17 protein-coding genes are annotated in these 22,786 nt (G+C 41.8%); 6 read left to right on the top strand and 11 right to left on the bottom strand.

Annotated elements, in window-relative coordinates; translation table 11 throughout:
* Positions 1 to 221 precede the first annotated feature (221 nt).
* Positions 222 to 3,209 carry a CHAT domain-containing protein gene (locus tag AACU32_RS34285; RefSeq protein WP_096606602.1) on the bottom strand — a complete coding sequence of 996 codons (2,988 nt, stop codon included), beginning with the start codon at positions 3,207 to 3,209 and terminating at the stop codon, positions 222 to 224.
* Positions 3,210 to 3,543: 334 nt separating this feature from the next.
* On the opposite strand from AACU32_RS34285, the gene AACU32_RS34280 reads away from it, so the two are divergent.
* A complete protein-coding gene (locus AACU32_RS34280) occupies positions 3,544 to 3,900 on the top strand; it encodes a hypothetical protein (protein WP_096606600.1) in 357 nt (118 codons plus the stop codon).
* Between the two features lie 165 nt (positions 3,901 to 4,065).
* Here AACU32_RS34280 and AACU32_RS34275 read toward each other — a convergent pair whose 3' ends face one another.
* Positions 4,066 to 6,696: a DNA polymerase III subunit alpha gene (locus AACU32_RS34275; protein ID WP_096606598.1), complete on the bottom strand. Its 2,631-nt coding sequence runs from the start codon at positions 6,694 to 6,696 to the stop codon at positions 4,066 to 4,068.
* Positions 6,697 to 6,871: 175 nt separating this feature from the next.
* Between AACU32_RS34275 and AACU32_RS34270 the strand changes: the two genes are divergently transcribed.
* The 4 genes from AACU32_RS34270 (at position 6,872) to AACU32_RS34255 (ending at position 10,731) form a co-directional block, all read left to right on the top strand.
* Positions 6,872 to 8,167, top strand: coding sequence for a dicarboxylate/amino acid:cation symporter (locus tag AACU32_RS34270; RefSeq protein WP_096606596.1), 1,296 nt, complete (start codon positions 6,872 to 6,874; stop codon positions 8,165 to 8,167).
* A 459-nt stretch (positions 8,168 to 8,626) separates the two neighbouring features.
* Positions 8,627 to 9,049 carry a DUF1636 family protein gene (locus AACU32_RS34265; RefSeq protein WP_096606592.1) on the top strand — a complete coding sequence of 141 codons (423 nt, stop codon included), beginning with the start codon at positions 8,627 to 8,629 and terminating at the stop codon, positions 9,047 to 9,049.
* Between the two features lie 149 nt (positions 9,050 to 9,198).
* A complete protein-coding gene (locus tag AACU32_RS34260; RefSeq protein WP_096606590.1) occupies positions 9,199 to 9,939 on the top strand; it encodes a cobalt-precorrin-6A reductase in 741 nt (246 codons plus the stop codon).
* 81 nt (positions 9,940 to 10,020) lie between these two features.
* On the top strand, positions 10,021 to 10,731 hold the full coding sequence (locus AACU32_RS34255) for a Uma2 family endonuclease (RefSeq protein WP_096606588.1): 711 nt from the start codon (positions 10,021 to 10,023) through the stop codon (positions 10,729 to 10,731).
* 13 nt (positions 10,732 to 10,744) lie between these two features.
* On the opposite strand, the gene AACU32_RS34250 is transcribed toward AACU32_RS34255, so the two are convergent.
* A complete protein-coding gene (locus tag AACU32_RS34250; RefSeq protein WP_096606586.1) occupies positions 10,745 to 11,077 on the bottom strand; it encodes a hypothetical protein in 333 nt (110 codons plus the stop codon).
* 146 nt (positions 11,078 to 11,223) lie between these two features.
* Here AACU32_RS34250 and AACU32_RS34245 point away from each other — a divergent pair, with 146 nt between their 5' ends.
* Positions 11,224 to 12,615: a lysophospholipid acyltransferase family protein gene (locus AACU32_RS34245; RefSeq protein ID WP_096606584.1), complete on the top strand. Its 1,392-nt coding sequence runs from the start codon at positions 11,224 to 11,226 to the stop codon at positions 12,613 to 12,615.
* Positions 12,616 to 12,735: 120 nt separating this feature from the next.
* On the opposite strand, the gene AACU32_RS34240 is transcribed toward AACU32_RS34245, so the two are convergent.
* From AACU32_RS34240 to AACU32_RS34205, 8 genes are all read right to left on the bottom strand, one after another.
* Positions 12,736 to 13,608 carry an SGNH/GDSL hydrolase family protein gene (locus AACU32_RS34240; RefSeq protein ID WP_096606582.1) on the bottom strand — a complete coding sequence of 291 codons (873 nt, stop codon included), beginning with the start codon at positions 13,606 to 13,608 and terminating at the stop codon, positions 12,736 to 12,738.
* A 992-nt stretch (positions 13,609 to 14,600) separates the two neighbouring features.
* Positions 14,601 to 14,807, bottom strand: coding sequence for a hypothetical protein (locus tag AACU32_RS34235; RefSeq protein ID WP_339378519.1), 207 nt, complete (start codon positions 14,805 to 14,807; stop codon positions 14,601 to 14,603).
* Between the two features lie 626 nt (positions 14,808 to 15,433).
* Entirely contained in the window at positions 15,434 to 16,372 is a 939-nt protein-coding gene (locus AACU32_RS34230; RefSeq protein WP_096606580.1) for a phosphoribulokinase, read from the bottom strand.
* 446 nt (positions 16,373 to 16,818) lie between these two features.
* Positions 16,819 to 18,819, bottom strand: a complete 2,001-nt coding sequence (locus tag AACU32_RS34225; RefSeq protein WP_096606578.1) for an alpha-amylase family glycosyl hydrolase — start codon at positions 18,817 to 18,819, stop codon at positions 16,819 to 16,821.
* Positions 18,820 to 19,142: 323 nt separating this feature from the next.
* Positions 19,143 to 20,429: an MFS transporter gene (locus tag AACU32_RS34220; RefSeq protein WP_096606576.1), complete on the bottom strand. Its 1,287-nt coding sequence runs from the start codon at positions 20,427 to 20,429 to the stop codon at positions 19,143 to 19,145.
* A complete protein-coding gene (locus tag AACU32_RS34215) occupies positions 20,389 to 20,868 on the bottom strand; it encodes a MarR family winged helix-turn-helix transcriptional regulator (RefSeq protein ID WP_096606574.1) in 480 nt (159 codons plus the stop codon). The genes AACU32_RS34220 and AACU32_RS34215 overlap by 41 nt, the downstream gene beginning before the upstream one ends.
* Before the next feature lie 20 nt (positions 20,869 to 20,888).
* A complete protein-coding gene (locus AACU32_RS34210; protein ID WP_096606572.1) occupies positions 20,889 to 21,743 on the bottom strand; it encodes an ABC transporter permease in 855 nt (284 codons plus the stop codon).
* Positions 21,700 to 22,554 carry an ABC transporter ATP-binding protein gene (locus tag AACU32_RS34205; RefSeq protein WP_096606570.1) on the bottom strand — a complete coding sequence of 285 codons (855 nt, stop codon included), beginning with the start codon at positions 22,552 to 22,554 and terminating at the stop codon, positions 21,700 to 21,702. The genes AACU32_RS34210 and AACU32_RS34205 overlap by 44 nt, the downstream gene beginning before the upstream one ends.
* Between the last annotated feature and the right edge of the window lie 232 nt (positions 22,555 to 22,786).

Below are 22,786 nucleotides of genomic sequence, written 5' to 3'. Positions count from 1 at the left end.
TTTTCTCAGAGATTTAGTAATTATAGTTTTACATATAAATAAACGGAAATAAACATAACTATATTAAGAAGGGAAAAGTGAAAAACCTTTACCCTTTAACTTTTCCCCTTTCTCTTCTACAAAACTTTACATATTTCACTTGAATCGCGCCTTACTTAAAAGTATAACAATTGTAAATACGTTGATAAATCTTAATATATAATTAGAGCTGTATTGTATGTTCACTCGGCTTCACCGATGAGAGTAAATGCAGCCCAGTCAAGAGGGTTGCTATACTTTTGTCTGGTAGTTAGCATTGCTTGTCGTAATGCTACTGCTTTATCAGAATTATGTTGGAGATGGCGATAAAACTCACTCATCAAAAATGCAGTAGATTCATCAGATACAGACCAAAGCGAGACAATCACACTAGGGACTCCGGCAGTAATTAAAGAGCGTGATAAGCCAATCACGCCATCGTCTGTAATATTACCACCTCCGGTGTTACAAGCACTAAGTACAACTAGTTCGGCATTGAGTTTCATGTCGAGAATTTCGCCGGATGTTAGCAAACCGTCGTCTTTGCCACTAGGAGCCAGAGCGATCGCACCTGGTACACCCAATCCTTTAAAATCATCTAGTAAGCCGTGGGTTGCAAAGTGAACAATCTGGGCGTGCTTCATCTTCTGTACCATCGCTGTTTCGGTAGCTTTTTTACCTGTAATTGCTTGTGTCTGGAATAAATTGGCAATTTGAATTGCTTCTTGTTCCGCACCTGGTAGAGGTTCTAATTGCTCATTGGTAATAGGAAGCTTGGGCATGGTAGGATTACCAACTATCAACACATCTTTTGCAGACTGGTTCAAGTTTTGTTTCTGCTTGCGAGTTAAGTCCAAAACTTGAATTGCAGGTACAGTTAGGATAGTATGTTTATCGATTAAATATTTACCTTGATCGTCTTGTAGTGCGGGGAATGGTACAAGAAACAGCGATTCTTGAGGAATGAAGATGACACGGGACTGAGGATTTGTGGGTAAATATTCAGCGATTGGTTTAATTAGGATTTCATAGAGTTTCTTTAACTGTGATTGTTTTTCACCGGGATTTTCGTTATTCTCAGATCTAGCTTCCCCATAGATACTTCTTCCTCTTACACCTATCGCTCTGCGACCTTTAATCACCAAACTTTTTAGGGTATAATTCAGAGATTTTTGCAGATTAATTTGCTCAAATTTAATTTCGCCTGTAGGCTTTACTACCCAAATAAAAAGTAATTTATCCTCCAAAGTTGAGTATTGAACGAGAGTAGCATTTTCCTGTTTGGCAAGGTTTTGAATTTGTTGCAGGTTTAAAGGTTTAACATTGATTTGCGCATTTGGCTTCTCTAATTGCTTTGAGGCTAACAACTCAACAAAAGCCCTGGCTCTTGCGCGATCGGAAACTTCTAGGGCAGAATTAATTTTATTCTGGGCAATCAGAGATTGTATAAGGGAGCGATACGTGATAGATTGACTTTCAAAGAAGGAGATTTTTTGAGTATCAGTCAATCCAGGGCGGAGAGATTCCCAAATTTTGACAGCAGCAAAGAGAGTTTTTTCAGCTTGAGGATACTGACTGGCTTGAATGTAGATTAAGCCAATATTGTTGAGAGTTTTTCCTTCTCCTACCTTGTCACCAATTTTGCGAACAATACCTAAAGCTTGCTGAAAGTATTCTAAGGCTTTAACATATTGTCCTAAGTTACGGTAAACTTCGCCAATATTATTGACATTTCCAGCTTCCGCAGCTTTGTCACCAAGTTGTTGATTAATAACTAAAGATTGCTGAAAGTAATTCAAGGCGATATCATACTTTTCTAAATTGCGGTGAAGTTCTCCAATATTGTTAAGAGTCTGGCCTTCCCCTTCTTTGTCACCGATTTGTTTACGCAAGACTAAAGCTTCCTGAAAGTAAGTCTTGGCTTTTTCATATTCTTTTAATTCCCGGTAAGCTTCGCCAATATTATTACGAGTTGTTCCTTCTCTAGCTTTGTCACCAATTTGCTGATGGATAGCTAAAGCTTGCTGAAAATATTGCAGCGCTTGGGGATATTGTCCTAAGTTGCGATAAATTTCCCCAATATTAGCAATATTTCCCCCTTCCCTAGCTTTGTCACCGATTTGTTTACTAATCGCTAAAGATTGCTGAAGGAAATCTAATGATTTAGCATATTGTCCTAAGTTTTGATAAACAGCGCCAATATTGTTAAGAGTTACCCCTTCGCCAGCTTTATCACCAATTTGTTGACGAATGGCTAAGGCTTGTTGATAAAACTCCAACGCTTTGCCATACTCTGCTAATTTGTCATAAATTAATCCCATATTATTGAGAGTGGTTCCTTGCTGCGCTTTCGCACCAATTTTTTGACTAATGGCTAAAGCTTGCTGATAAAATTCCAAGGCTTGGGGATACTGCCCCCAGTATTGATAAACTAAGCCAATATTGTTAAGATCTATTCCTTGCTCACTTTTATGACCAAGTTCTCGGTCAATCGCTAAAGCTTGCTGATAAAAGTCCAACGCTTTGGTATACTCGCCTAAGTTAAGGTAAGTTGTGCCCATATCATTAAAAACTACTGCTTGAGAAGCTTGATTACCAACTTCCTTGTGAATAGCTAAAGCTTGCTGAAATAACTTTAAAGCCTTATCATACTGTCCCAAGCTATTGTAGACTGAGGCCATATTGCTGAGTATTGAGCCTTCCTGTGCTTTGTTACCTACTTCCTGAGTAATAGCTAGCGATCGCTCAAAGTAATCCAAGGCTTTGGTATACTCGCCTACAAAGCGGTAAATCAACCCAATATTGTTAATCATCGCCCCTTCACCAGCGCGATCGCCTGTTTCTTTGACAATGACTAAAGCTTGTTCTAAAATTTCTATAGCTTTGGGATACTGTGCTAATTTGCGGTAAACAGCACTCATCTCATTCAAAATTACCGCTTCACCCTGACGATATTTAATTTCCCGAATAATTGCTAAAGCTTGTTCATAAGACTTTAAAGCTTCAGGATACTGCCCTTGATCGAATTGTTCTAAACCTATGTTATAAAGCCTTGTAGCCTCAGCTTTACGGTCTTGAGGCGTTTGTGCTTGCGCTGTCAGGGGAGAGGGTATGACAGGGACAAAGGGAGATAAGCACAGCAGGGGAAGTATAACAGCTAAAGATGAGAAGTATTTTAAGCGATCGCCCATCACAAATCCTCCAGTAAGAGTATAATTAACTACTTACTATCATTTATACTCTTCAGTTACCTGAGAATCAGCAAAACGACATAAAACTTTCGTAGTCAAGACTTCATACCAATTCTCTAAAATTGGGTGCAAGTAAGAAAATTAATTAAGAAAAATTTGATTCCCTTGCTGCAAAGCTTTATTTATAGTAGTTTCAGCAGCCAATGATGAGCAACTTCCTTGCGCGATAATGGCTGGTAGATGGAAAAAGCTTTGGCTTGAAGCTGCTAGTAAGGGGTAACGTAAAATTGGAGATTATTATATACAAACGTTCCCGGAATAGATTGAGCATTGTATGAGATATATTAGCGCCGAAGATTGGGAACTTTTATCATTTTTTGAGGTAGAGCCTCAAAGAGCCGATCCTTCTATTCCTTGGGTATATGATGACTCAGTTTATTTAGTAGAAGACGGAGAATTAGCTTTGTCATTTGCAATTCATCCAGCCTATAAAGATATTCAAATTATTTTGAAGTACCAAGGGCATAGTTTATATGAATTTGCCGCCACAGGAGTTAAAGATATACGAGTTCTTAAAGAAAAAGATGATGAAATGCTTGAGATTATCTTGTCAGAACAGCAAAAACTTTGGATTAGACTGCACCCATCAATTAAAATTGTCCAAGACAGCAGGGAGGAAACAATAGTTTAAAAAACCTGTATTTGCAAGTAAGAAAAACCACAACCGAGCAATAGAGATGTGCAACAATGGCTCCCAAAATTATTGATATACCTCGCTTGTAGCAACTAAAGTAAGAAAATGAGAACGCTCATTTTCTTACTTTGAGCATCCAATATTAATCATTGGTATTAGTTCTTATATTGGTAATCGCGGAACCTGTAGCAAATCTAACCCGCGTTCAAAAATTTCGTCAATGGGTAACATTTCCCCATCTGTAGTCATAAATTTATGGTCTTTTGTCGCCCGAATTATCGAACCATCTTCTAAACAATACTCAAATACTTCTTGTTGACCGCGATTATGCCACTGTGCTACAGGTTGGGTATAAACATTACCATGTTCATCAATACTATATACTCTGCATTCCAACTGTTTCTCAACAATTTCACCAATCGGAATCAAGCCGTATTCTACTGTCAAAACTTCTGTATCATAGCTCAAGCAATATTCGGCGAACTTCAACATATCCGCAAATAACTGTTCAGCTACTTGCTTTTTCACCCCATTTTTAGTCGCACCATCAATAAACTTTTCCTGCTGCTTTTGCATCTCCGAAACTTTCTTTTTCCCCATCGCCCGACGCAGTAAGTCAGCTTGTCCTAAAGAATATCCAGCCATATCTTGAGCAATTTTCATAATTTGCTCTTGATAGACCATAATTCCATAGGTTTCATTTAATATCGGTTCTAAAATCTCAGTTTCATAGGAAATTTCCTCTCGACCATGTTTGCGGTTAATAAATTTCGGAATCAGCCCCGCATCTAATGGGCCTGGTCGATAGAGTGCTAAAATTGAAGAGATATCCTCGATATTAGATGGCTTTAAATCTCGGACTATCTGCTTCATCCCCGAAGATTCTAACTGAAATACCCCTTCTAATTCTCCGGCTTCTAATAATTCATAAGCCTTTTTAACATCTTTTGGTAGAGTAGTATGTTCCCCTTTAGCTAATATCTTCTGTGCTTTTCTTTCTTGACCTGTAATTTCATCAGGGTCAACACGATAACCTTTAGTTTCTTCAATTAAATCTAAAGTCTTTTGAATCAAAGTTAGGTTCCGTAAACCAAGAAAGTCCATTTTCAACAATCCCATTGATTCCAAGTCTTCCATGAAATATTGAGTAATCACGGAACCATCATTATTTCTTTGTAATGGGACAATTTCATCCAGAGGATCAGCAGAAATCACTACACCTGCTGCATGAACACCAAAGGTTTTATTAGTTCCTTCAATTCGCATCGCCATATCAAGCCAATGGCGCACATGGGGTTCATTATCATATTTGGCTTTAAATTCTGGTTCTGGGGTGTCATCAGAAATCATCACCTTTAACTTAGTTGGTTTACCCCGCACCACCGGAATTAATTTTGCCATTTTATCGGCTTCCCCATAGGGAATATTTAATACTCTGGCAACATCTTTTAATACTGCTTTGGAAGTTAGACGGTTAAAGGTAATAATTTGGGCAACTTTATCAGCACCATATTTTTCAGTTACATATTCAATAACTTTATCTCTCTGTTCAATACAGAAATCCGTATCAATATCAGGCATGGATTTCCGTTCTGGGTTCAAGAAACGCTCAAATAGTAGCCCATGATGCACCGGATCAATGTTAGTAATGCGCATTGCATAGGCAACTAATGAACCCGCCGCTGAACCACGCCCAGGCCCCACAGGAATATTATTATCTCTAGCAAATTTGATGTAATCCCACACAACTAAAAAGTATTTGGAAAAACCCATTTGTTGAATCATTTTGAGTTCGTATTCCAACCTTTCTTTGTAGGTGGAATCGACTTCATTACGGGATTTGCGATTTAATCTTTCTAATAGTCCTTGCCATGCAACTTCTTCAGCATAAGTATCAGCAGTATGACCTGAAGGAATCGGCGGTGTAGGAATTTGCGGCTCACCCATAATTTGGTAAGGCTCAACTTTATCGGCTACTTCTTCGGTAGTAGCTATAGCTTCGGCAATTACATCATCGGGTAAATGATCGCGAAATAGCAGCTTCATTTCTTCGGCAGATTTGAGATATTCTGTGCCGCTATAACGCATCCGATTTTCTTCAATAATTAGCTTCCCTGTTTGAATACACAACAAAGCGTCATGTGCTTCTACATCAAAGCAAGAAATATAATGGGAATCATTAGTGGCAACAAATTTAATACCTAACTCACGAGCAATTTTAATAATCTCAACGTTAACAATTCTATCTTCCTGGGAACCGTGGTCTTGAATTTCTAAATAATAGTCATCGCCAAATACATCTTTATACCATTGAGCAACTTTCCGCGCTGCATCTGGTCTACCGCTAAGAATTGCTTGGGGAATTTCTCCACCCAAACATGCACTAGTAACTATCAACCCTTCATGATATTCTTTTAATAATTCTTTATTGATGCAAGGACGAGAAAAAATACCTTTTCCTTGTACACCTTTTAAATGGGAAATAGTAGTTAATTTAACTAGATTTTTGTAACCTTTTGTATTTTTCGCTAAAACGACTTGATGATAACGGGGGCGGCGTTCTTGCTTTTCAATATCACCATTAATGATATACATTTCATTGCCAAGAATCGGCTTAATGTTTTTACTGCGGCAAATTTTGATCAGTTCTACCGCACCGTACATCACACCATGATCGGTGAGGGCGATCGCTTTCATCCCCAAGGCGATCGCCTGATCCACCAACTCTGGTAGCTGACTAGCCCCATCAAGCAAGCTGTAATCACTGTGAATATGCAAAGGAACAAAAGACATATCAATCTCCAACCACAAACCAACGATAGCTCTTGGGGCATTTTGCTGACATACCCCTTTGAGCAGGATTTTGCAAACAAAGCAACGGGATCTTACATTAACCCGTTTACGGAAATTTCACTTCCGCAAGTGATGTTTAAATAATTACAGCAGTTCAATTAGCCCGCATTAAGCAATGAGTGAACCAGATACCATTACAACGCTTACAACCAAAACTCCTCCTTGGTGGCTGCGTATTCCTCTGACATTACAAATTGCGATCGCCTTAGTGCTTGCTATCAGTTTAGGAATAGCCCTTGGTGCAGGAAATCCCAGCCCAGAAAACGCCACTTTCATCACCAACTTAGCAATTCCGGCAGAATTGGTACTCAAAGCCCTCCGCGCCCTAGCGACACCCTTAATTTTGGTAGCAGTGCTGCACACCTTCATGACTACCAATATTCCTGGTACTGCTGGCAGACGATTAGCAGTACTACTATTAACAAACACCACCGTCGCAATTGTCATCGGTTTGCTGGTAGCCAACGTTTTGCGTCCAGGTACTTGGGGAAATTTAGCAGTATCCCCAGCAGACGCGGAGGTAGCTACTCAAAGTCTCGATCCGTGGAGTTTATTAAAAGATGCTATACCGGATGCCATCCTCAAGCCACTAGTAGATAATAACGTTATCCAACTGATTGCGATCGCCCTTTCTTTTGGCATTGTACTCAGAGCCTTAAAATCAGAACAAATCGCCCAAAGCAAAACCGCATTCCAACCAATTGAAGATGTCATCGGCATTTTATTTGAGGCGGTAATTCGCATCCTCAATTGGGTAATCGCCTTAGTCCCCTTAGCGGTTTTTGGCATTGTCGCTAAAACAGTTGCCGAAAAAGGTTTTGCGCCCTTCCAATCCTTAGCGGCGTTTATTGTGGCGGTGCTAGTCGCCCTAGCCTTACAAGCTTGCTACTATCTGACTAGGGTAAAATTAGGTTCTTGGGTGAACCCGTTAAGATTTCTAGCTGGTGGTTCTGATGCCTTTCTGACAGCTTTTTCCACATCTTCCTCAACAGTCACAATGCCGATTACCTTTGAGATATTGCAAACAAAAATCGGTTTAAGAGAATCTTCAGCTTCTTTAGGCGCATTAGTCGGGGCAAACTTTAATAACGATGGCACAGCCCTTTATGAAGCGATGTCTGCATTATATATTTCCCAAGTCCTAGGACAACATTTAAATATAGGACAACAGTTAATTGTCGTCCTCACCTCGATTTTTGCCTCTGTAGGCGCAGCAGGTATTCCCAATGCGGGACTAGTAACGATGACCTTAGTATTTACTTCAGTTGGCTTGCCCACACAGTATATTGCTTTGTTAGTCACAGTCGATTGGTTTTTAGATCGCTGCCGGACAGCAATTAATGTTATGGGAGATATGACAGTCAGTGCGTTACTAGATGGTAAAAAACCTCGTACTTTAGACGAGGCTTAGTTTGCACTCTTAATAATAGACATCTAATGCTGTTGAGGCCCCTTAGCATCACATTCTTTCGTCCAGCACCGTTCTAGAAGTTTAATTCGCCAGAGTGAAGCAAAAATACGCGGATTCCATATCAATTTATTATCACGGCTAAACAAAGGCTGGTTGAGATAAGGCCACAGTGGAAATCTAATCTTTTTAAGTTTGGGAGCCATAGGAAAAAATACTATACAAGCTTTGTCGTAGTCTAGTTAAAGATTAAACAATGATATATACGATCGTCCTGGTGAAAATTGCGGAAAATTACTAAATTTTATTTCACAAACTAAGACAGTTGTCATTGGGCATTGGGCATTTGTCTTCATCATCTCCCCACACTCCCCACACTGCCCACACTCCCTCATCTCCCTTGTCCCCCTTCCCCCATCCTATGCCCCACCAAATTTTTTTCCACACACCTGCGAGGTACAAATGACTGCTGTCAATAACTCTCCAACTAGTAACTTTGGTGTATCATCCCATACTCTATTCGTTTGCAAAACCTGTGCCAGTGTTTGGCAAGATGGGAAACGTTTAGGTGAAAGTGGCGGCGAAAAATTACTTAAACAACTGCAAGATCTCTCAGAAAATTGGGAGTTACGAGATCAATTCCCTATTCAACAAGTAGAATGCATGAGTGCTTGTAACCGTTCTTGTGTCGTCGCTTTTGCCGCACAGGGTAAGATTACATATTTGTTTGGTGATTTAGCTAGTGATACTAGTGCATCTGCGGTGTTAGATTGTGCTACTCAATACCACAGTAAGCCTGATGGTTTACTGCCTTGGTCAGAACGACCAGAAGCTTTGAAGAAAGGTGTTTTAGCTAAAATTCCACCGATACCTGAGTTGAAATAAGACCCCACCCCTAACCCCTCCCCCGAAGTTCCGATGCCTTCGGCAACCCCTTCGGTGTACGGAGGAAGCCTCCGCTCGGACTTCTCTCCGCAAGCGAGGAGGGTAAGCAGAAGTTTTTTCATGATGGCTACTTTTAATCCAAAATTGCTATGAAGCGCGTTTTGATTTTGGGGGGAACGGGAGATGCCGCCAAACTAGCGGCTAGAGTTGCTACTATTCCAGGAATTGAGGCGATCGCATCTTTAGCCGGTCGTACTCGTCAACCTTCAGTCCCAGCTGGTAATGTGCGCATTGGGGGATTTGGTGGTGTGGCGGGATTGGTTAGCTACTTACGTGAGATGAGTATCGATTTCGTGATTGATGCTACCCATCCTTTTGCTAGCCAAATTTCCTTCAATGCGGCGGCGGCTACAGCGGAAGTTGCTATCCCCCGCCTGCTGTTCAATCGCCCTGCTTGGGAAAAGGTGAATGGCGATCGCTGGATTGAAGTTGATGATATTGCCGCCGCCGCTACAGCATTGTCAAATCAAGCACAGCGAGTATTTTTAACAGTTGGGAGGCAAGAACTCAGTGCTTTTGCGGAGTTAGAATCAATTTGGTTTTTGATGCGAGTAATTGATCCACCTAGCCCTGACACCTTGATACCGCAGGGTTTGGTATTGTGCGATCGCGGCCCCTTTGCTTTAGATAATGAACGAGAAATATTGATTCAGCACAAAATCGATACCATTGTCAGTAAAAATAGCGGTGGTGATGCCACTTATGCCAAAATTATCGCGGCGCGAGAACTAGGTGTAAAAGTCGTGATGGTAAAACGTCCACCTACACCCCCAGGGGAGCAAGTAAGTAACATTGAAGATGCTATAGCTTGGTTGCAGGATAATTTGTAATTAAGTCAACAGTCAACAGTCAACAGTCTCCTGTGCCTTCCTATAAAATTAAACTATTAACAATACCTGGAGTAATGCTACATGGTGACACAACGGCAACCACAGCAACCAGAAATTAACGAAACTCCAGCTTTGATTCCACCTTTGGAAAGCGGTGATAGATTATCGCGCCATGAATTTGAGCGTCGCTATCAAGCTATGTCCGAACACAAGAAAGCTGAATTAATTGAAGGAGTAGTTTACTTGGCATCACCTCTACGTTTTGAACGTCATGCAGAACCACACAGTAATTTAGTGGGTTGGTTATGGACTTACCGGATTGCTACACCCGGTGTCAAGTTAGGAATAGAACCAACCCTCAGACTAGATCAAGATAATGAACCCCAACCAGACGCAGTTTTGTTAATCGATCAAGCCTTGGGAGGACAATCGCGATTAACCGCAGATGACTATATTGAAGGCGCACCAGAATTAATTGTAGAAATTGCTGCTTCTAGTGCAGCTTATGATTTGCACGATAAAAAAAAGGCTTATCGGCGTAACGGAATTCAAGAATATATTGTTTGGCAGAAATTAGAAAATCAACTCGATTGGTTTCGGTTGATTAACAGTGAATATGTTTCTTTAGAACCCAACGAAGATGGGATTTTACAAAGTCAAGTTATGCCTGGTTTATGGTTAGCAGTGACAGCGTTGCTTGCTGGAGATATGTCCACAGTTATGGCAGCATTGCAAGCAGGCTTAAATTCATTGGAACATCAAGAATTTGTCAAAAAATTATCACAACAGTAGTAATTGATAATTTTTAATTTCTACCATTTTTACGTAGCGGTACAAGCTTGTTAGCAAAAGAACGTTGCCACATCTGCCTTCCTAAAAAAAGCAGGCTAATAATTTGCCGTATTTGTTGAATTTGTACTTCTAGCCGTTGATTTCCCTGTCGTAAGTTATAAATACTTTGCTGGGCAGAAGAGATTTTTTCTGGTGCAGCATACAAAAGTGTATGGCTACAGCTTTCATAATAGGATAATCTATCTGTGATGATGCGCAACTGTTGTTTCAACTTCCATACGCGCCAAGCAACATAGAGTAACGCGAAGGAAATCAGGGTATTAATTACGACAACTAATATTACCATTTTTTACCTTGAAAAAATAACCAATGCCAGCTTTCAGGATTTATCACATAATTTATCTTGGATTGCCAGGGTCAGATGCGATCGCCCATTTCTAAAAATGTCAAAATCAAGTAGGCGATTCTGAAAAAAACAATCTGGAGCCTAACTTGCCAAAATCGATTCAATCCATTCAACCACCGCTAAAATTTATTCCTCCACGCTTTAACGCAGTCATACTCCAGATTGCCAAGTGGTTACTGCCAGTATTTCTGCGCTTCAGGCTTCGACCTTGGTTACCAGCGGGTATTATCAATATTGAAGCTAAAAATGCTCAGGTGTTAGCTCAGCTTTATCAACAATTCCAAGCTGGCAAAGTTCGTTTTTTGCTGGCTTTTCGACATCCAGAGGTAGATGATCCGCTTTGTATGTTCTATCTACTTTCCCGGATTGTACCACAGGTCGCTCGTGAGCAAGGAATACCGTTACAATATCCCCCTCACTCTCATTTTCTCTACGACCGAGGTATGACTTTATGGGCTGGGAATTGGCTAGGTTGGTTTTTCTCTAGCTTGGGGGGTGTAGCAATTCGTCGGGGTAAGCGATTAGATAGACAGGCGATCCAAACAGCACGGGAGTTATTTGTTAATAGTAAAATACCGATCGCGGTTGCCCCTGAAGGTGGTACTAATGGTCATAGCGGAATTGTTAGCCCCTTAGAACCCGGTGTTTCCCAATTGGGATTTTGGTGTGTCGAAGACTTAGCCAAAGCCAATCGTCCTGAGACTGTTTTTATTGTGCCGATCGCCATCCAATATCGCTACATTAACCCACCTTGGTCAAAATTAGAGCGGTTGTTAAGTAAATTGGAAGCTAATAGCGGCTTACCAGCGTTACCAATTGACAACAGCATCAATAGTCAAGCAGAAATTTACTATCAACGCCTCTATCGGTTAGCTGAACATGTCATTTCCGAAATGGAAGAATTTTACCGCCGTTTCTATCATCAAAATCTTCCTGTTATCCCCAATCAAGATATAAATTCCCGTCTTCATCGCCTCATGGATACCGCTTTACAAATGTCAGAGCAATATTTTAATATCCAGCCACAGGGAAATTTTATCGATCGCTGTCGCCGTTTAGAAGAAGCAGGCTGGAGTTATATTTACCGCGAAGATGTACCTGATATTGCTGCTTTATCACCTCTGCAACGCGGATTAGCAGACTGGATTGCAGAAGAAGCCGATTTACGAATGCGACATATGCGCTTAGTCGAAAGTTTTCTCGCCGTTACTACTAACTATATTCAGCAACAACCAACCGCTGAACGCTTTGCCGAAACAACGCTAATTATATTCGATATGCTTTCGCGAATTAGTGAAACTAAAACACCCGCACGTCCTCGCTTAGGTTGGCGACAAGCATGTTTGTCTGTTGGCGAACCAATTTCTGTCACAGAACGCTGGCTAAATTCCCAAAGCGATCGCCAAGCTGCGAGACAAGCTACAAGCCAGTTAACACAAGACTTAAAAATTGCTTTAGAACAATTAATTAATAGTTAATTTCCCTAGTATTTCATTGCAAAATTTTTCATAGCTTTGTAGTCAAGACTTCAGTCCTGACTACAAAATTAGGAATTACGAACTCGTACTGAGCGAAGTCGAAGTATTACGAATTACGAATTACCTTGGTAGTGAGAGTGCTTTTAGCGCTGCATCTGCCAAAATGCGATGAGCAGCAGTTGTGGGATGAATACCATCCCAAAATAAAAATTGGTCTGGATGGTTACAAGTAGTCACATTAGATAGACAAGAACTAGTCACATTTGCGAAACCAAATTTTGCTGGGTGAGAAATTGCTTCTTTATAGAGGTAATTAACATCGAGTTGGATGATATTATTGCCAGAACCAGATTTTTGCTGTAGTAAATCAATCGATTTAGTTAATTCTGAATTATGTAGCTTTGTGACGGCACTCAAATTAGTGGCATTTGCAGTATTAGAAGTAGCGGGAATTTTCCCTAAATCAGGTAAATTAGCTACCAAAATTGTTTTCGCTCCGGCTATTAACAATGACTGAACTGCATTGGATACATTGGCGATCGCCGCAGTCGTATTAGTTGCCCCAAAAAGATAATCATTGGCTCCAGCCCAAAGGATATAAAGCGCATTTGGGTTTACCTTTGGCTGGGATTTTGTATAACTATAGACTTGGGATAAAACCCCCGGAATGCCATTAACACTACCGCTAATACTAGTCGCACCACCATAAGCAAAATTATTATTTTTGGTATTATTCAATCCCAGTTTAGAACTAAGATGTTCTACCCAAACTGGGCCATTAGAATAACGTCCTTGAAAATAAGGAGGACTAGGGGGATAAACTCCGTTTGTAGCTTTGAATATATTGCCTGTATCGGAAAGGCTATCCCCAAAAACATAAACTTCATTGATTTTATCGTTAGTAAAACTTTGAGAACCCTGGGTAGAAGCTGTAAGTATAACCATAATAAAAGCTAAAAGAGATAGTGCTAGTGCAAAAATCTTTTTTTTCATTTGCAAAGTTTGAGCGAGTAGGGGAACTCCAAGAAATGAAAAACTCCACCCACTCTAGGGTTGGAGTTTCCCGCCGCTTTCAATAAATGTTAAGTAGGTCAACCAAAGAAAACGTAAGATGTCATTGCGTTCGCGTAGCGTCTCGTCCCTTGCGCGTCTCCCCTTGGGAGAAGAGAATAGGAACAACGACGCAATCGCATGGACTTGCTTTTAGTTAAAGATTTTGCGATTGCTTTGCTTCACTTCGTTTCCCTCGCAAAGACATACAAAAAACTAGGATGCTCTCGTTCTATTTAACCTTAGTTGTGGTTATTGAATCTGATTTTGATACTTGGTTTTACTCCGGTTATAGAGACGCGAGTAATTGCGTCTCTACATTCCGGAATCCGATAATTCCTTACTTATAGTTGAGGGAGCTAATATCTTAATGTGCCCCCAAATATAAAGGCTTGATACCGAGGTGATATTGCCTTTTCTTGGTTCGTGTGTCAGTTTGCTTTATTCTGACTTCTCTAATATAACAGGCAATATTTACTTTTCTGGAGTAGTAACCGTACTTGCTTAGGATAATTACACTACTTTTACTTCCAGGTAAACACTTAATTCTCTGATTATTTTTATAGACAAGCAAAGGGCACGGCACTGTTCCCTACATGCGACGATATAATTTTGTCTTGCATCCAACTGAGAACCGCTATATTCCGCATTTCTCACAAGCTTTAAGCGTTTGATGAAGCAGAGGGGCACAGGGGAAAGAACTTGTAAGTACTAATGCAAAATTAAATATACATTGTCATTGCGAGTGTAGCGTTCGCGTAGCGTCCCGAAGGGAAGCGAAACGACGCAATCGCAAGGGTTTGAGATTGCTTCACTTCGTTCGCAATGACATAAATATTTTTGCATAGGCACTTACAAGACTCTCTCCTGCTCCCTTGCACAAGCGCACAAGCGCAGGCTTTGAGAGGTATGGTGAGAAATCCGGGAGTATATTATTACGCCTGACAATGCGTAGACGCGGAGCGGCTTGTCGTAGACATCGCATCGACCTGCAATTGAGTTGCATCGACCTGCAATTGAGTTGCATCGACCTGCAATTGAGTTGCATCGACCTGCAATTGAGTTGCATCGACCTGCAATTGAGTTGCATCGACCTGCAATTGAATTGCATCGACCTGCAATTGAATTGCATCGGTCTGCAATCATTAAATTATACCAATTTGAAAAAAGAATGCGACAGATGGTAGGGGCACGGCACTGCCCATTGGTGTCAACTTAACGTGAAACCCGCTTGGTGAAAAGGTTTCGCCCTCACCCCCAGCCCCTCTCCCCAGGGGAGAGGGGAGCTAGAGATTCAATTCCCCTTCTCCTTGGGGAGAAGGGGTTAGGGGATGAGGGCGTGGGGGATTTGTACAACGCTTGCCCGATATAGCTTTCGGCTTAAGTTGACACCAATGGGCACTGCCGTGCCCTCTAGAATATATTGATGTGTCGCAAACATTATTTGAATTGGTATTACAGCAGTTTTCACGTATTTGAACCACATCGATCGTAGGGGCACGGCATAGACAATCTTCTGGTACATACAATAATCTACTGGTGCCGTGCCCCTACAGTGTGGTCTATTTACTTCACTGTACTGATATTTTTTTTGTGATTATTGAAGAAAAAATCAGAACACAAGCGTTCTAAGCGTAAAAAGTCAGATACGATCGCCAGTTAATTAATAATTAAACTTAGGCTAAAAAAAAGGAAAAGGGGAAAAGGCGAAAGGTTTGAATTTAGCCTTTCCCCTCTTCCCCTTTTCCCTTTCGCCCTGAAGCGAATGTTATAAATACATTTGTGTTGCTTTCAGCATATGGTAAGTAATGATCAACTGAGTCAACGCCAGGGGGTAACTCTGGAGTGTTTCGCCAGTTGTACCGGCAATTTTGCCAAGTTCAGGATTACTTTCGCGATCGCATATACTCTTTAAATGTGGCATGTCAGAGCAGATGATCTGCTCTAGTTTATTTACTTGCTCCAAAGTCGCGTGACCATCTACTTCTAAGACATCTACAGGCTTATTCATATCCCTGTCTAATCCTAGGCGGATTGCTGAGGAGGAGCTACCATTAGTAGATTTAATAATCTGGGTAAAATCCGGGTGGGGAATTGTGGGACGCAGTACCAGTCGCACATTGAGGTGTCCATTGAGTTCATCTGCTTCTTCTTCTGGTGGATAGAAGCTGACAACTATATCAGACCATTGTCTTTGGGGACGGATAAATTGCTCTGAGTCTGGTTCGCGCTTTTCTAATTCTGCAAGTACTTGTTCGGGAGTGTAGCCTCGCTTTTGGGTATCTCGTTTCACTTTCCATTGGGCGCGAACTTGTTCGGGGGGTGCGAGATAAACTTTGACATCATAAGCATCACGGGCTGCACGCGTAGAATAACCAAGTAATCCTTCGATAATTACGAATTTACTGGGTTTAATATACTGCGGTGGCTCAAATGTACCAGTTTTGTGGCTGTAAACTGGTTTAAGAATTGACTGTCCAGTGCGCAACAGCGATAGGTGCTGCTGCATAATATCTAGATAGTTGCAATCAGGGTGAAGTGCGGTAATCCCAATTTCTGCACGTTGTTGGCGATCGTAACGGTGGTAATCATCCGTACAGATAATCGTGACATTTTCGGGCCCGAGTACCTGAGCAATCCCTCTAGTTAGTGTTGTTTTTCCAGCGGCACTGTCACCGACAATACCAAGAATAATCGGACGGCTCATCATACCCCCCCACAAAGAGTAAAGTAAGTCTGTTCAGAATTAACAATATTCTTAATTTTAGAAGGGAATTTGCCAAGTAACTTAAATGAATAGGTTGTATGCAACATCTCTACACAATATTCTTGCTGATCTAATTTATGGCACAGTATACAACCCTAATTAAATCTAGGTTTGCTGAATTAGATAATACGGTATTTTCGTATAGTATTAGTTAAATGCAGAGGCTAAAAATTTTGTTTTGTCTTGATTTTCTTACATGGTCTTGAAATCAAAATAATCAGAATCTGCAAAAAAATTCTTTGTCGGGACAGTGCTGTACTTTCCTCAAAAAGGAAAGTGGGGGCAGGTTTACGAAAATTCTCGTTAACAATTGCGGTTATTTGTCACCCACCCCTACTCTCAACTCTCTGGCTGTTGCGATCGCCTGTAGCGATCCTCGCTCAAGATTAAACTAGTGTGTAAACTTTAGCTTCCCAAGGGAAGATGCCTTCTCTACCCACCCATTCTGAGGGGACTATACGCTCTTGAGTAATTTCTTTCCATTGCTTACCAGCTGGGGTTGCAGGCCAATTGGGAACTTTATACTCAGAACCCCAAGAAGTGCCGTAGTCAGAGAAATTTGCGACGACAACTACTAAATTATCGGCTTGATTGCCACGTTGCCAAACTAAAACTCGTTTGCCATCACTGAAGTCTGTGTGAATAAATTGCGTATCATTGGCTGCTAAAGCATCAGAGGTTTTGCGGAAATGAACCAACCTCGCAACATATTGGAAAATGCGTTTTCGCCAATCGTCTTTGACACGGCTGTAGTTAACCGGATCAATCTGTTTATGACTACCATGTTCGTCAGCTATGACTAAATCATGTTGATCGGCAAATTCATCACCAGCGAGAATCATGGGAATTCCCACAGCAGTTAGTAAGCAGACAAAGGCCAGCTTAATCCGTGGTTCAGTATGATTAATCCCATTACTAACTAAGTAGTTAAAGAAACGTTCGTTACCATAACCGCCGACATCATGGGAAGTTAGGTAATTTACTGCTTGCGAACCATCTGTAAAACCTAAGTTGCGACAATCAATGAGCTTGCGGACACTCCATTCAAAACTTGGTTCATCCCAAGCATTTTTACCTAAAATTACTTGACGGATGATTTGTTTGAACTTTTCGTTCCAAAGTCCATCTAAACGATTTTGATGCACTAAAGCTAAGGGTACGCTTAATTCTTCTCCGACTACCAAAAAGCGATCGCCTGCTCCTCCCCTTTTATCCCATAAAGTGCGGGCAAAGTCTTTAAACTCTTGCAAAAAGTCGTAATTGGCAACATTATTCACACTATCCAACCGCAACCCATCCACGCGATAATATTCCATCCAATGGGCAATGTGGGCTTTCAAGTATTCACGGGCGGGAACAAATGAGGATTTTTGTCCAGTAATTGGGTGATAACCTTCTACCCAATAGTTGTATTTAAATAAATCCCCACCAAAGCCATCTCTATTACCTTGTTCTGGATCTCCACTACCCCATTTCAGGTAAAAATCGAGAAAATTAACGTTATGGTAAGGATTATTCCGCGAAAATGCCATCACAATGTCAATAAAAAACCGCAAACCATTTTGATGGCACACTTTGATTAGGTTAGCTAAATCAGTTAAAGCCGTTGGTGCTGATTGTTCATCTGGCTTCCCTAAGTCGTAATCTGCTGCAAAATAATTTGCTGTACCGTAACCCCAATTCAAAGTATCATCGCTATCTTCTGGGGGAAGGAGTTCTAATGCATTAACTCCCAATTCCACAAGATGCGCCCGGTTATTTAAGGTACGCACTGTGCGAAAACTAGGCGCAGTTGCTTCCGGAATCAACAATGATAGAATATCGCGAAATGTCCCATTTCCTACATCAATCGCTCCATTTGGGCTAATTTTCGTCCAGCGGGTAGGTAATTCATAGATTACCAAGCGATTATTGCTTGGTAGTCTATCCAAAGAAGTATCACCTTCCCAATTCACGGTTTCGCCGTCGGGATCGCAAGGAATCAACTGTCCATTTTGATAAAGCACGACACTTGCGGGATCAAAGCTAGCAACTCCCCCTGGTTCTGAGGGTGTGGGTGCAGATTTTCTTCTATCTACAGTTGTGGCTGTGGGATCGGTGCAGTAAAGAACTTGGGTAGTATTGGCGGGATCGTAAGGATCTGTATTGCGGACTTTAAACCAGTAAAAGTAGACTTGTCCATCCACTAAACCACAATCTTGCGGTGAAACTTCCCACAGTTCTGGAAATTCTGGAGATTGATGAAGCTTAAATTCTCCTAATTTCTTGATTTGATTGGGATTTGCGGGATTGCTAGTGCCAATGTAGAGAGTGGGCGCTGTTGCTAAATAATTGGGTCGCCACAAGACAAAGTGAGTCTGTTTGCGGCTCAATAAATCAATAACCATTGCAAAAACCTCTGATTGGTAAAAGTTAGCTCAAGGATGAAATATAAACTATGAACTTAGAAATGGCGAAATATTCATCCTTCTACTTTTTTGGTCAGTTCTGTAATTATTACAACATGGTTGAGTGCGATTCCAGATTGGCGGTTAAATTTTTAGAGGCTAAGCTAATGGGCGTCTAAATTGCATAAATACTAATAAGGGCTGTTGAGTTTTGTACGGGCGGGTTCACAGATATCCTCGTTGATCGACAATGATCTAAATAAACCCGCCCCTACGGTCAACAGTCAACAACCTGAAGTTGTTGTTTATTTTTTGGAGTTCCCTTAAACCGTTGTTTTTTCGGTTGTATATTCTTGTAATGCTCCTAGTTTGGCAATACCCGGCCAGATTGCAGCTACAGCAATCACGACAACAATTGTGCCAATTCCACCACCAACTACGGAGATAATGGGCCCAAATAAAGCCGCAGTCAAGCCTGATTCAAAGCCCCCTAATTCATTGGAGGCACTAATAAATACATTATTAATCGCCGCAACGCGACCGCGTAAATGATCTGGTGTTCTAATTTGCACTAATGTATGGCGAATCACAACGCTAATGGTATCTAGTGCGCCACTCAGCACTAGCATCAATAATGATAGCCAAAACCAACGAGACAGCCCAAAGATAATAGTAGCAAAGCCGAAGCCAACGACTGACCAAAGTAAGGCTGGGCCAGCTTTGCGTAAGGGCGGTAGATATGCCAGTACAACTGACATCAGTAAAGCACCAATTGAGGGAGCTGCTTGTAGGTAGCCTAATTCTAATGGCCCAACGTGTAAAATATCCTTGGCGAAAATTGGTAGTAGAGCGATCGCACCCCCTAGCAATACTGCGAACATATCCAAGGTGATGGCGGCTAAAATCAATTGATTTTGCCAAACAAATTTAGCCCCGGCTGAAAGTGCTTGGAGTGAGATTGGTTCTCTGGAAACAATCGTTTGTTGTTTGGAGATTGCCACAGTTAAAATTAAACACATCAATCCGGCGATCGCCGCTAGCACATATACCCCTGTAGCACCTTTCAATAAGGCTATGCCAAATCCTCCCAAAGCTGGGCCGATGACTGAGGCTAACTGAAAGCTACTACTATTCCAAGTCGCAGCATTGGTAAAGGCGCTGACGGGTATTAATTGCCACATCAATGCATCGCTGGCAGGCTTCAAGAAGGCTCTGGCAATACCTGTAATGACCAAGCAGGTATAAATTAAAACTACTGCTCCTTTACTCCAGGAAAGTACTGCCAAAGTGAGGGAACATAAAGTTAACAGCAGCACTGCTAGTAACATTGTCAATTTGCGATCGCGGCGATCGGCGACATCGCCAGCAATCAAGGTCAGCAGAATCATTGGTAAGACTTGGGCTAGCCCGACACCACCTAAAGCTAAAGCTGAGTTGGTGCGATCGTAGAGTTCCCAGCCAATGGCCACAGTCTGCATTTGTGACCCGATAAATAAAAGTACACGCCCGATAGTAAATAGTCGATAATCTCGAAACCTCAACGCCGCAAAAGGATCGTGTTGTGCCGATTCAGCGTTGGGTAGGTTTATTTTCCGTTTGCTCGAAGACATTTTTCAGTAGAGCCAACCCTTCTTCTATGTGGGAAACTTGTTCTTGTGTCAGACCTTGCAAAAGGTCGGTAATATGAGCGCGAGTTTGGTCTTGAGATTGCTTTAAATGATACCTTCCGTCTTCCGTCAGATTCAGAAGCACTCGCCGCCGTTCTTGGGGATCATCAGCGCGTTTGATCAAGTTGCGTTGTACTAGCCTTTCTACTGTGGCTGATGCTGTCGCACAGGTGACTCCTAAATGGTCTGCTAAATCAGATAGTGAAGCACCGGGACTGCGGTTGAGAAATGCTAGCGATCGCAACTGCGGTATCGATAAAGAAGCTGCACTGTTAGCTCGCATATCCGCTCGGATAAACCGCATCACTAACGGAATTGTCTCCATTACTCTGGCAGCACATTCTTCAGAAGTTCCGCCTTGCGTAGTTTTACCGAGGGTCATGTCGCTCTTTATTCTCCAAATTACATGGCTACCCGTGGATAAAGTTTTCCACAGATTAAGGTCAAGCCTATTAATGTTAACAAGAGAATTGTACAGTCCCAACCAAAACCATAGATACTATTTCCATTTGCTAGCATCGTACCGCGTAATGCGTCTACTTGGTAAGTCAAGGGATTAATGTGAGATAGGAACTTTAACCAGTTTGGCATCATTGAAATCGGATAGATGGCATTACTAGCAAAAAACAACGGCATTGTTAACAATTGTCCAATTCCCGTCATTCGTTCTCTGGTTTTGACCACACAGCCAATAATTAAGGAGAAAGTGCAAAAACAACTAGCTCCCAGCATGACAATTAATAGCACCTGCAAAATAGCTACAGGACTCAGGTTGAGTTTGACACCTAACAGTAGTGCTAAGACGTAAATCACCAATACCTGTGATAAACAACGTACTCCACAGGCTAGGGATTTACCTAATACCATTGCCACTCTTGGTGTGGGACTCGCCAAGAATTTATGCACAACTCCTAAGTCTCGCTCCCAAATCAGTGTCATACCACCTGTAAAAATGGCGACAAACAAAACGCTCTGTGCCAGAATCCCCGCAGTCATGAAATCTAAATAAGGTAAGTCCCCTGTAGGAATTGCGCGGATGCGGGTGAAGACTTGTCCAAAAATCAGCAGCCACAGTGATGGTTGCACGGCTCGGACGACTAAATCTGTGGGATCGTGTCGGAGTTTTCGCACTTCCATCTCGGCAATCACGAGGGTTTTTTTCCAGATCTGAGTAATTGCAGAGATTGCATTGGTTAGACGATGAGGTTTTGCCTTAACCCAACCGTTTAGCTGTACGTCTGGTTCTGGCTGTATCACTGTAGTTGACTCCTGATGTTAATTGATCGCCTGTGTAGTGAATAAAGACATCATCTAAAGTTGCATTCGGCTGATTTAAAGCCGCTTTTAAATCACTGGGTAAGCCTGCGATCGCAATTTTGCCTTGCTGCATAATCGCCACTTGAGTACACAGATTATCGGCTTCTTCTAAAAAGTGCGTAGTTAAAAAGATGGTTGTGCCGTAATCTAGACGCAGTTGTTGCACAAGTTGCCATACTTGAGAACGAGCGATCGGATCTAGCCCTACAGTCGGTTCATCGAGAAACAAAATCTTGGGTTGGTGCATAATTGATTGGGCAATTTCTAGCTTGCGGATCATCCCACCAGAGTAGTTACGTACCAAGCGATGGGCGGCTGCTTGCAAACCCATAAAATCTAGAACTTCCCGAATAGATCTTTCCCTGCGGTTGCGGGGAATGTCGTATAACTTGGCAAAAATTAAGAGGTTTTCGTAGCCCGTGAGACTACCATCAGCAGATAGGGCTTGGGGTACATAGCCCAATAGTCGCCTCACCTCAGCCGCCTGATGAGTAACATCATAACCAGCTATTGTGGCTCTGCCTGCACTCAGGGGTAATAGCGTAGTCAACATCTTAATTGCTGTGCTTTTACCTGCGCCATTCGGGCCGAGTAAGCCAAATACCTCACCTTGTTCTACTGTGATACTCAAATTATCCACAGCAACTGCTTTACCGAAGTAACGTGTCAGTCCCTGTGTTTCTAAAATCACTTCTTTAGAACCACTAACGAGTGATTCTGTCAAATCAATGTTTCCCGTAAGTCTAGTCACGAGTTTGATGCACTGCTGAATACTTAGTTTAACTAAATATTAGCTTCGCACATTTCATGTCAAAGTCAAGAATCTAGCTTGAAAATGGGCATTGGGCATCCCTACCCTTCTCCTGACGGAGACGCTGCGCGAACGGGTTCTGCTTCGCAGTACGACTTCGCTCAGGGCAAGTGGGCATGGGGCATTGGACATGGGGCATGGGGAAAAAACTGCCCACACTTCGCACACTCCC

It is taken from the genome of Calothrix sp. NIES-2100 (assembly GCF_963875285.1).
Taxonomy (GTDB): Bacteria; Cyanobacteriota; Cyanobacteriia; order Cyanobacteriales; family Nostocaceae; genus Aulosira.
This window is presented reverse-complemented; position numbering and strand designations above follow the sequence as displayed.

Bases quoted from the DNA above. Each gene is read 5' to 3' on its own strand.
- AACU32_RS34285 (WP_096606602.1), bottom strand. From the start codon at position 3,209: ATGGGCGATCGCTTAAAATACTTCTCATCTTTAGCTGTTATACTTCCC.
- AACU32_RS34280 (WP_096606600.1), top strand. From the start codon at position 3,544: ATGAGATATATTAGCGCCGAAGATTGGGAACTTTTATCATTTTTTGAG.
- AACU32_RS34275 (WP_096606598.1), bottom strand. From the start codon at position 6,696: ATGTCTTTTGTTCCTTTGCATATTCACAGTGATTACAGCTTGCTTGAT.
- AACU32_RS34270 (WP_096606596.1), top strand. From the start codon at position 6,872: ATGAGTGAACCAGATACCATTACAACGCTTACAACCAAAACTCCTCCT.
- AACU32_RS34265 (WP_096606592.1), top strand. From the start codon at position 8,627: ATGACTGCTGTCAATAACTCTCCAACTAGTAACTTTGGTGTATCATCC.
- AACU32_RS34260 (WP_096606590.1), top strand. From the start codon at position 9,199: ATGAAGCGCGTTTTGATTTTGGGGGGAACGGGAGATGCCGCCAAACTA.
- AACU32_RS34255 (WP_096606588.1), top strand. From the start codon at position 10,021: ATGGTGACACAACGGCAACCACAGCAACCAGAAATTAACGAAACTCCA.
- AACU32_RS34250 (WP_096606586.1), bottom strand. From the start codon at position 11,077: ATGGTAATATTAGTTGTCGTAATTAATACCCTGATTTCCTTCGCGTTA.
- AACU32_RS34240 (WP_096606582.1), bottom strand. From the start codon at position 13,608: ATGAAAAAAAAGATTTTTGCACTAGCACTATCTCTTTTAGCTTTTATT.
- AACU32_RS34230 (WP_096606580.1), bottom strand. From the start codon at position 16,372: ATGAGCCGTCCGATTATTCTTGGTATTGTCGGTGACAGTGCCGCTGGA.
- AACU32_RS34225 (WP_096606578.1), bottom strand. From the start codon at position 18,819: ATGGTTATTGATTTATTGAGCCGCAAACAGACTCACTTTGTCTTGTGG.
- AACU32_RS34220 (WP_096606576.1), bottom strand. From the start codon at position 20,429: ATGTCTTCGAGCAAACGGAAAATAAACCTACCCAACGCTGAATCGGCA.
- AACU32_RS34215 (WP_096606574.1), bottom strand. From the start codon at position 20,868: ATGACCCTCGGTAAAACTACGCAAGGCGGAACTTCTGAAGAATGTGCT.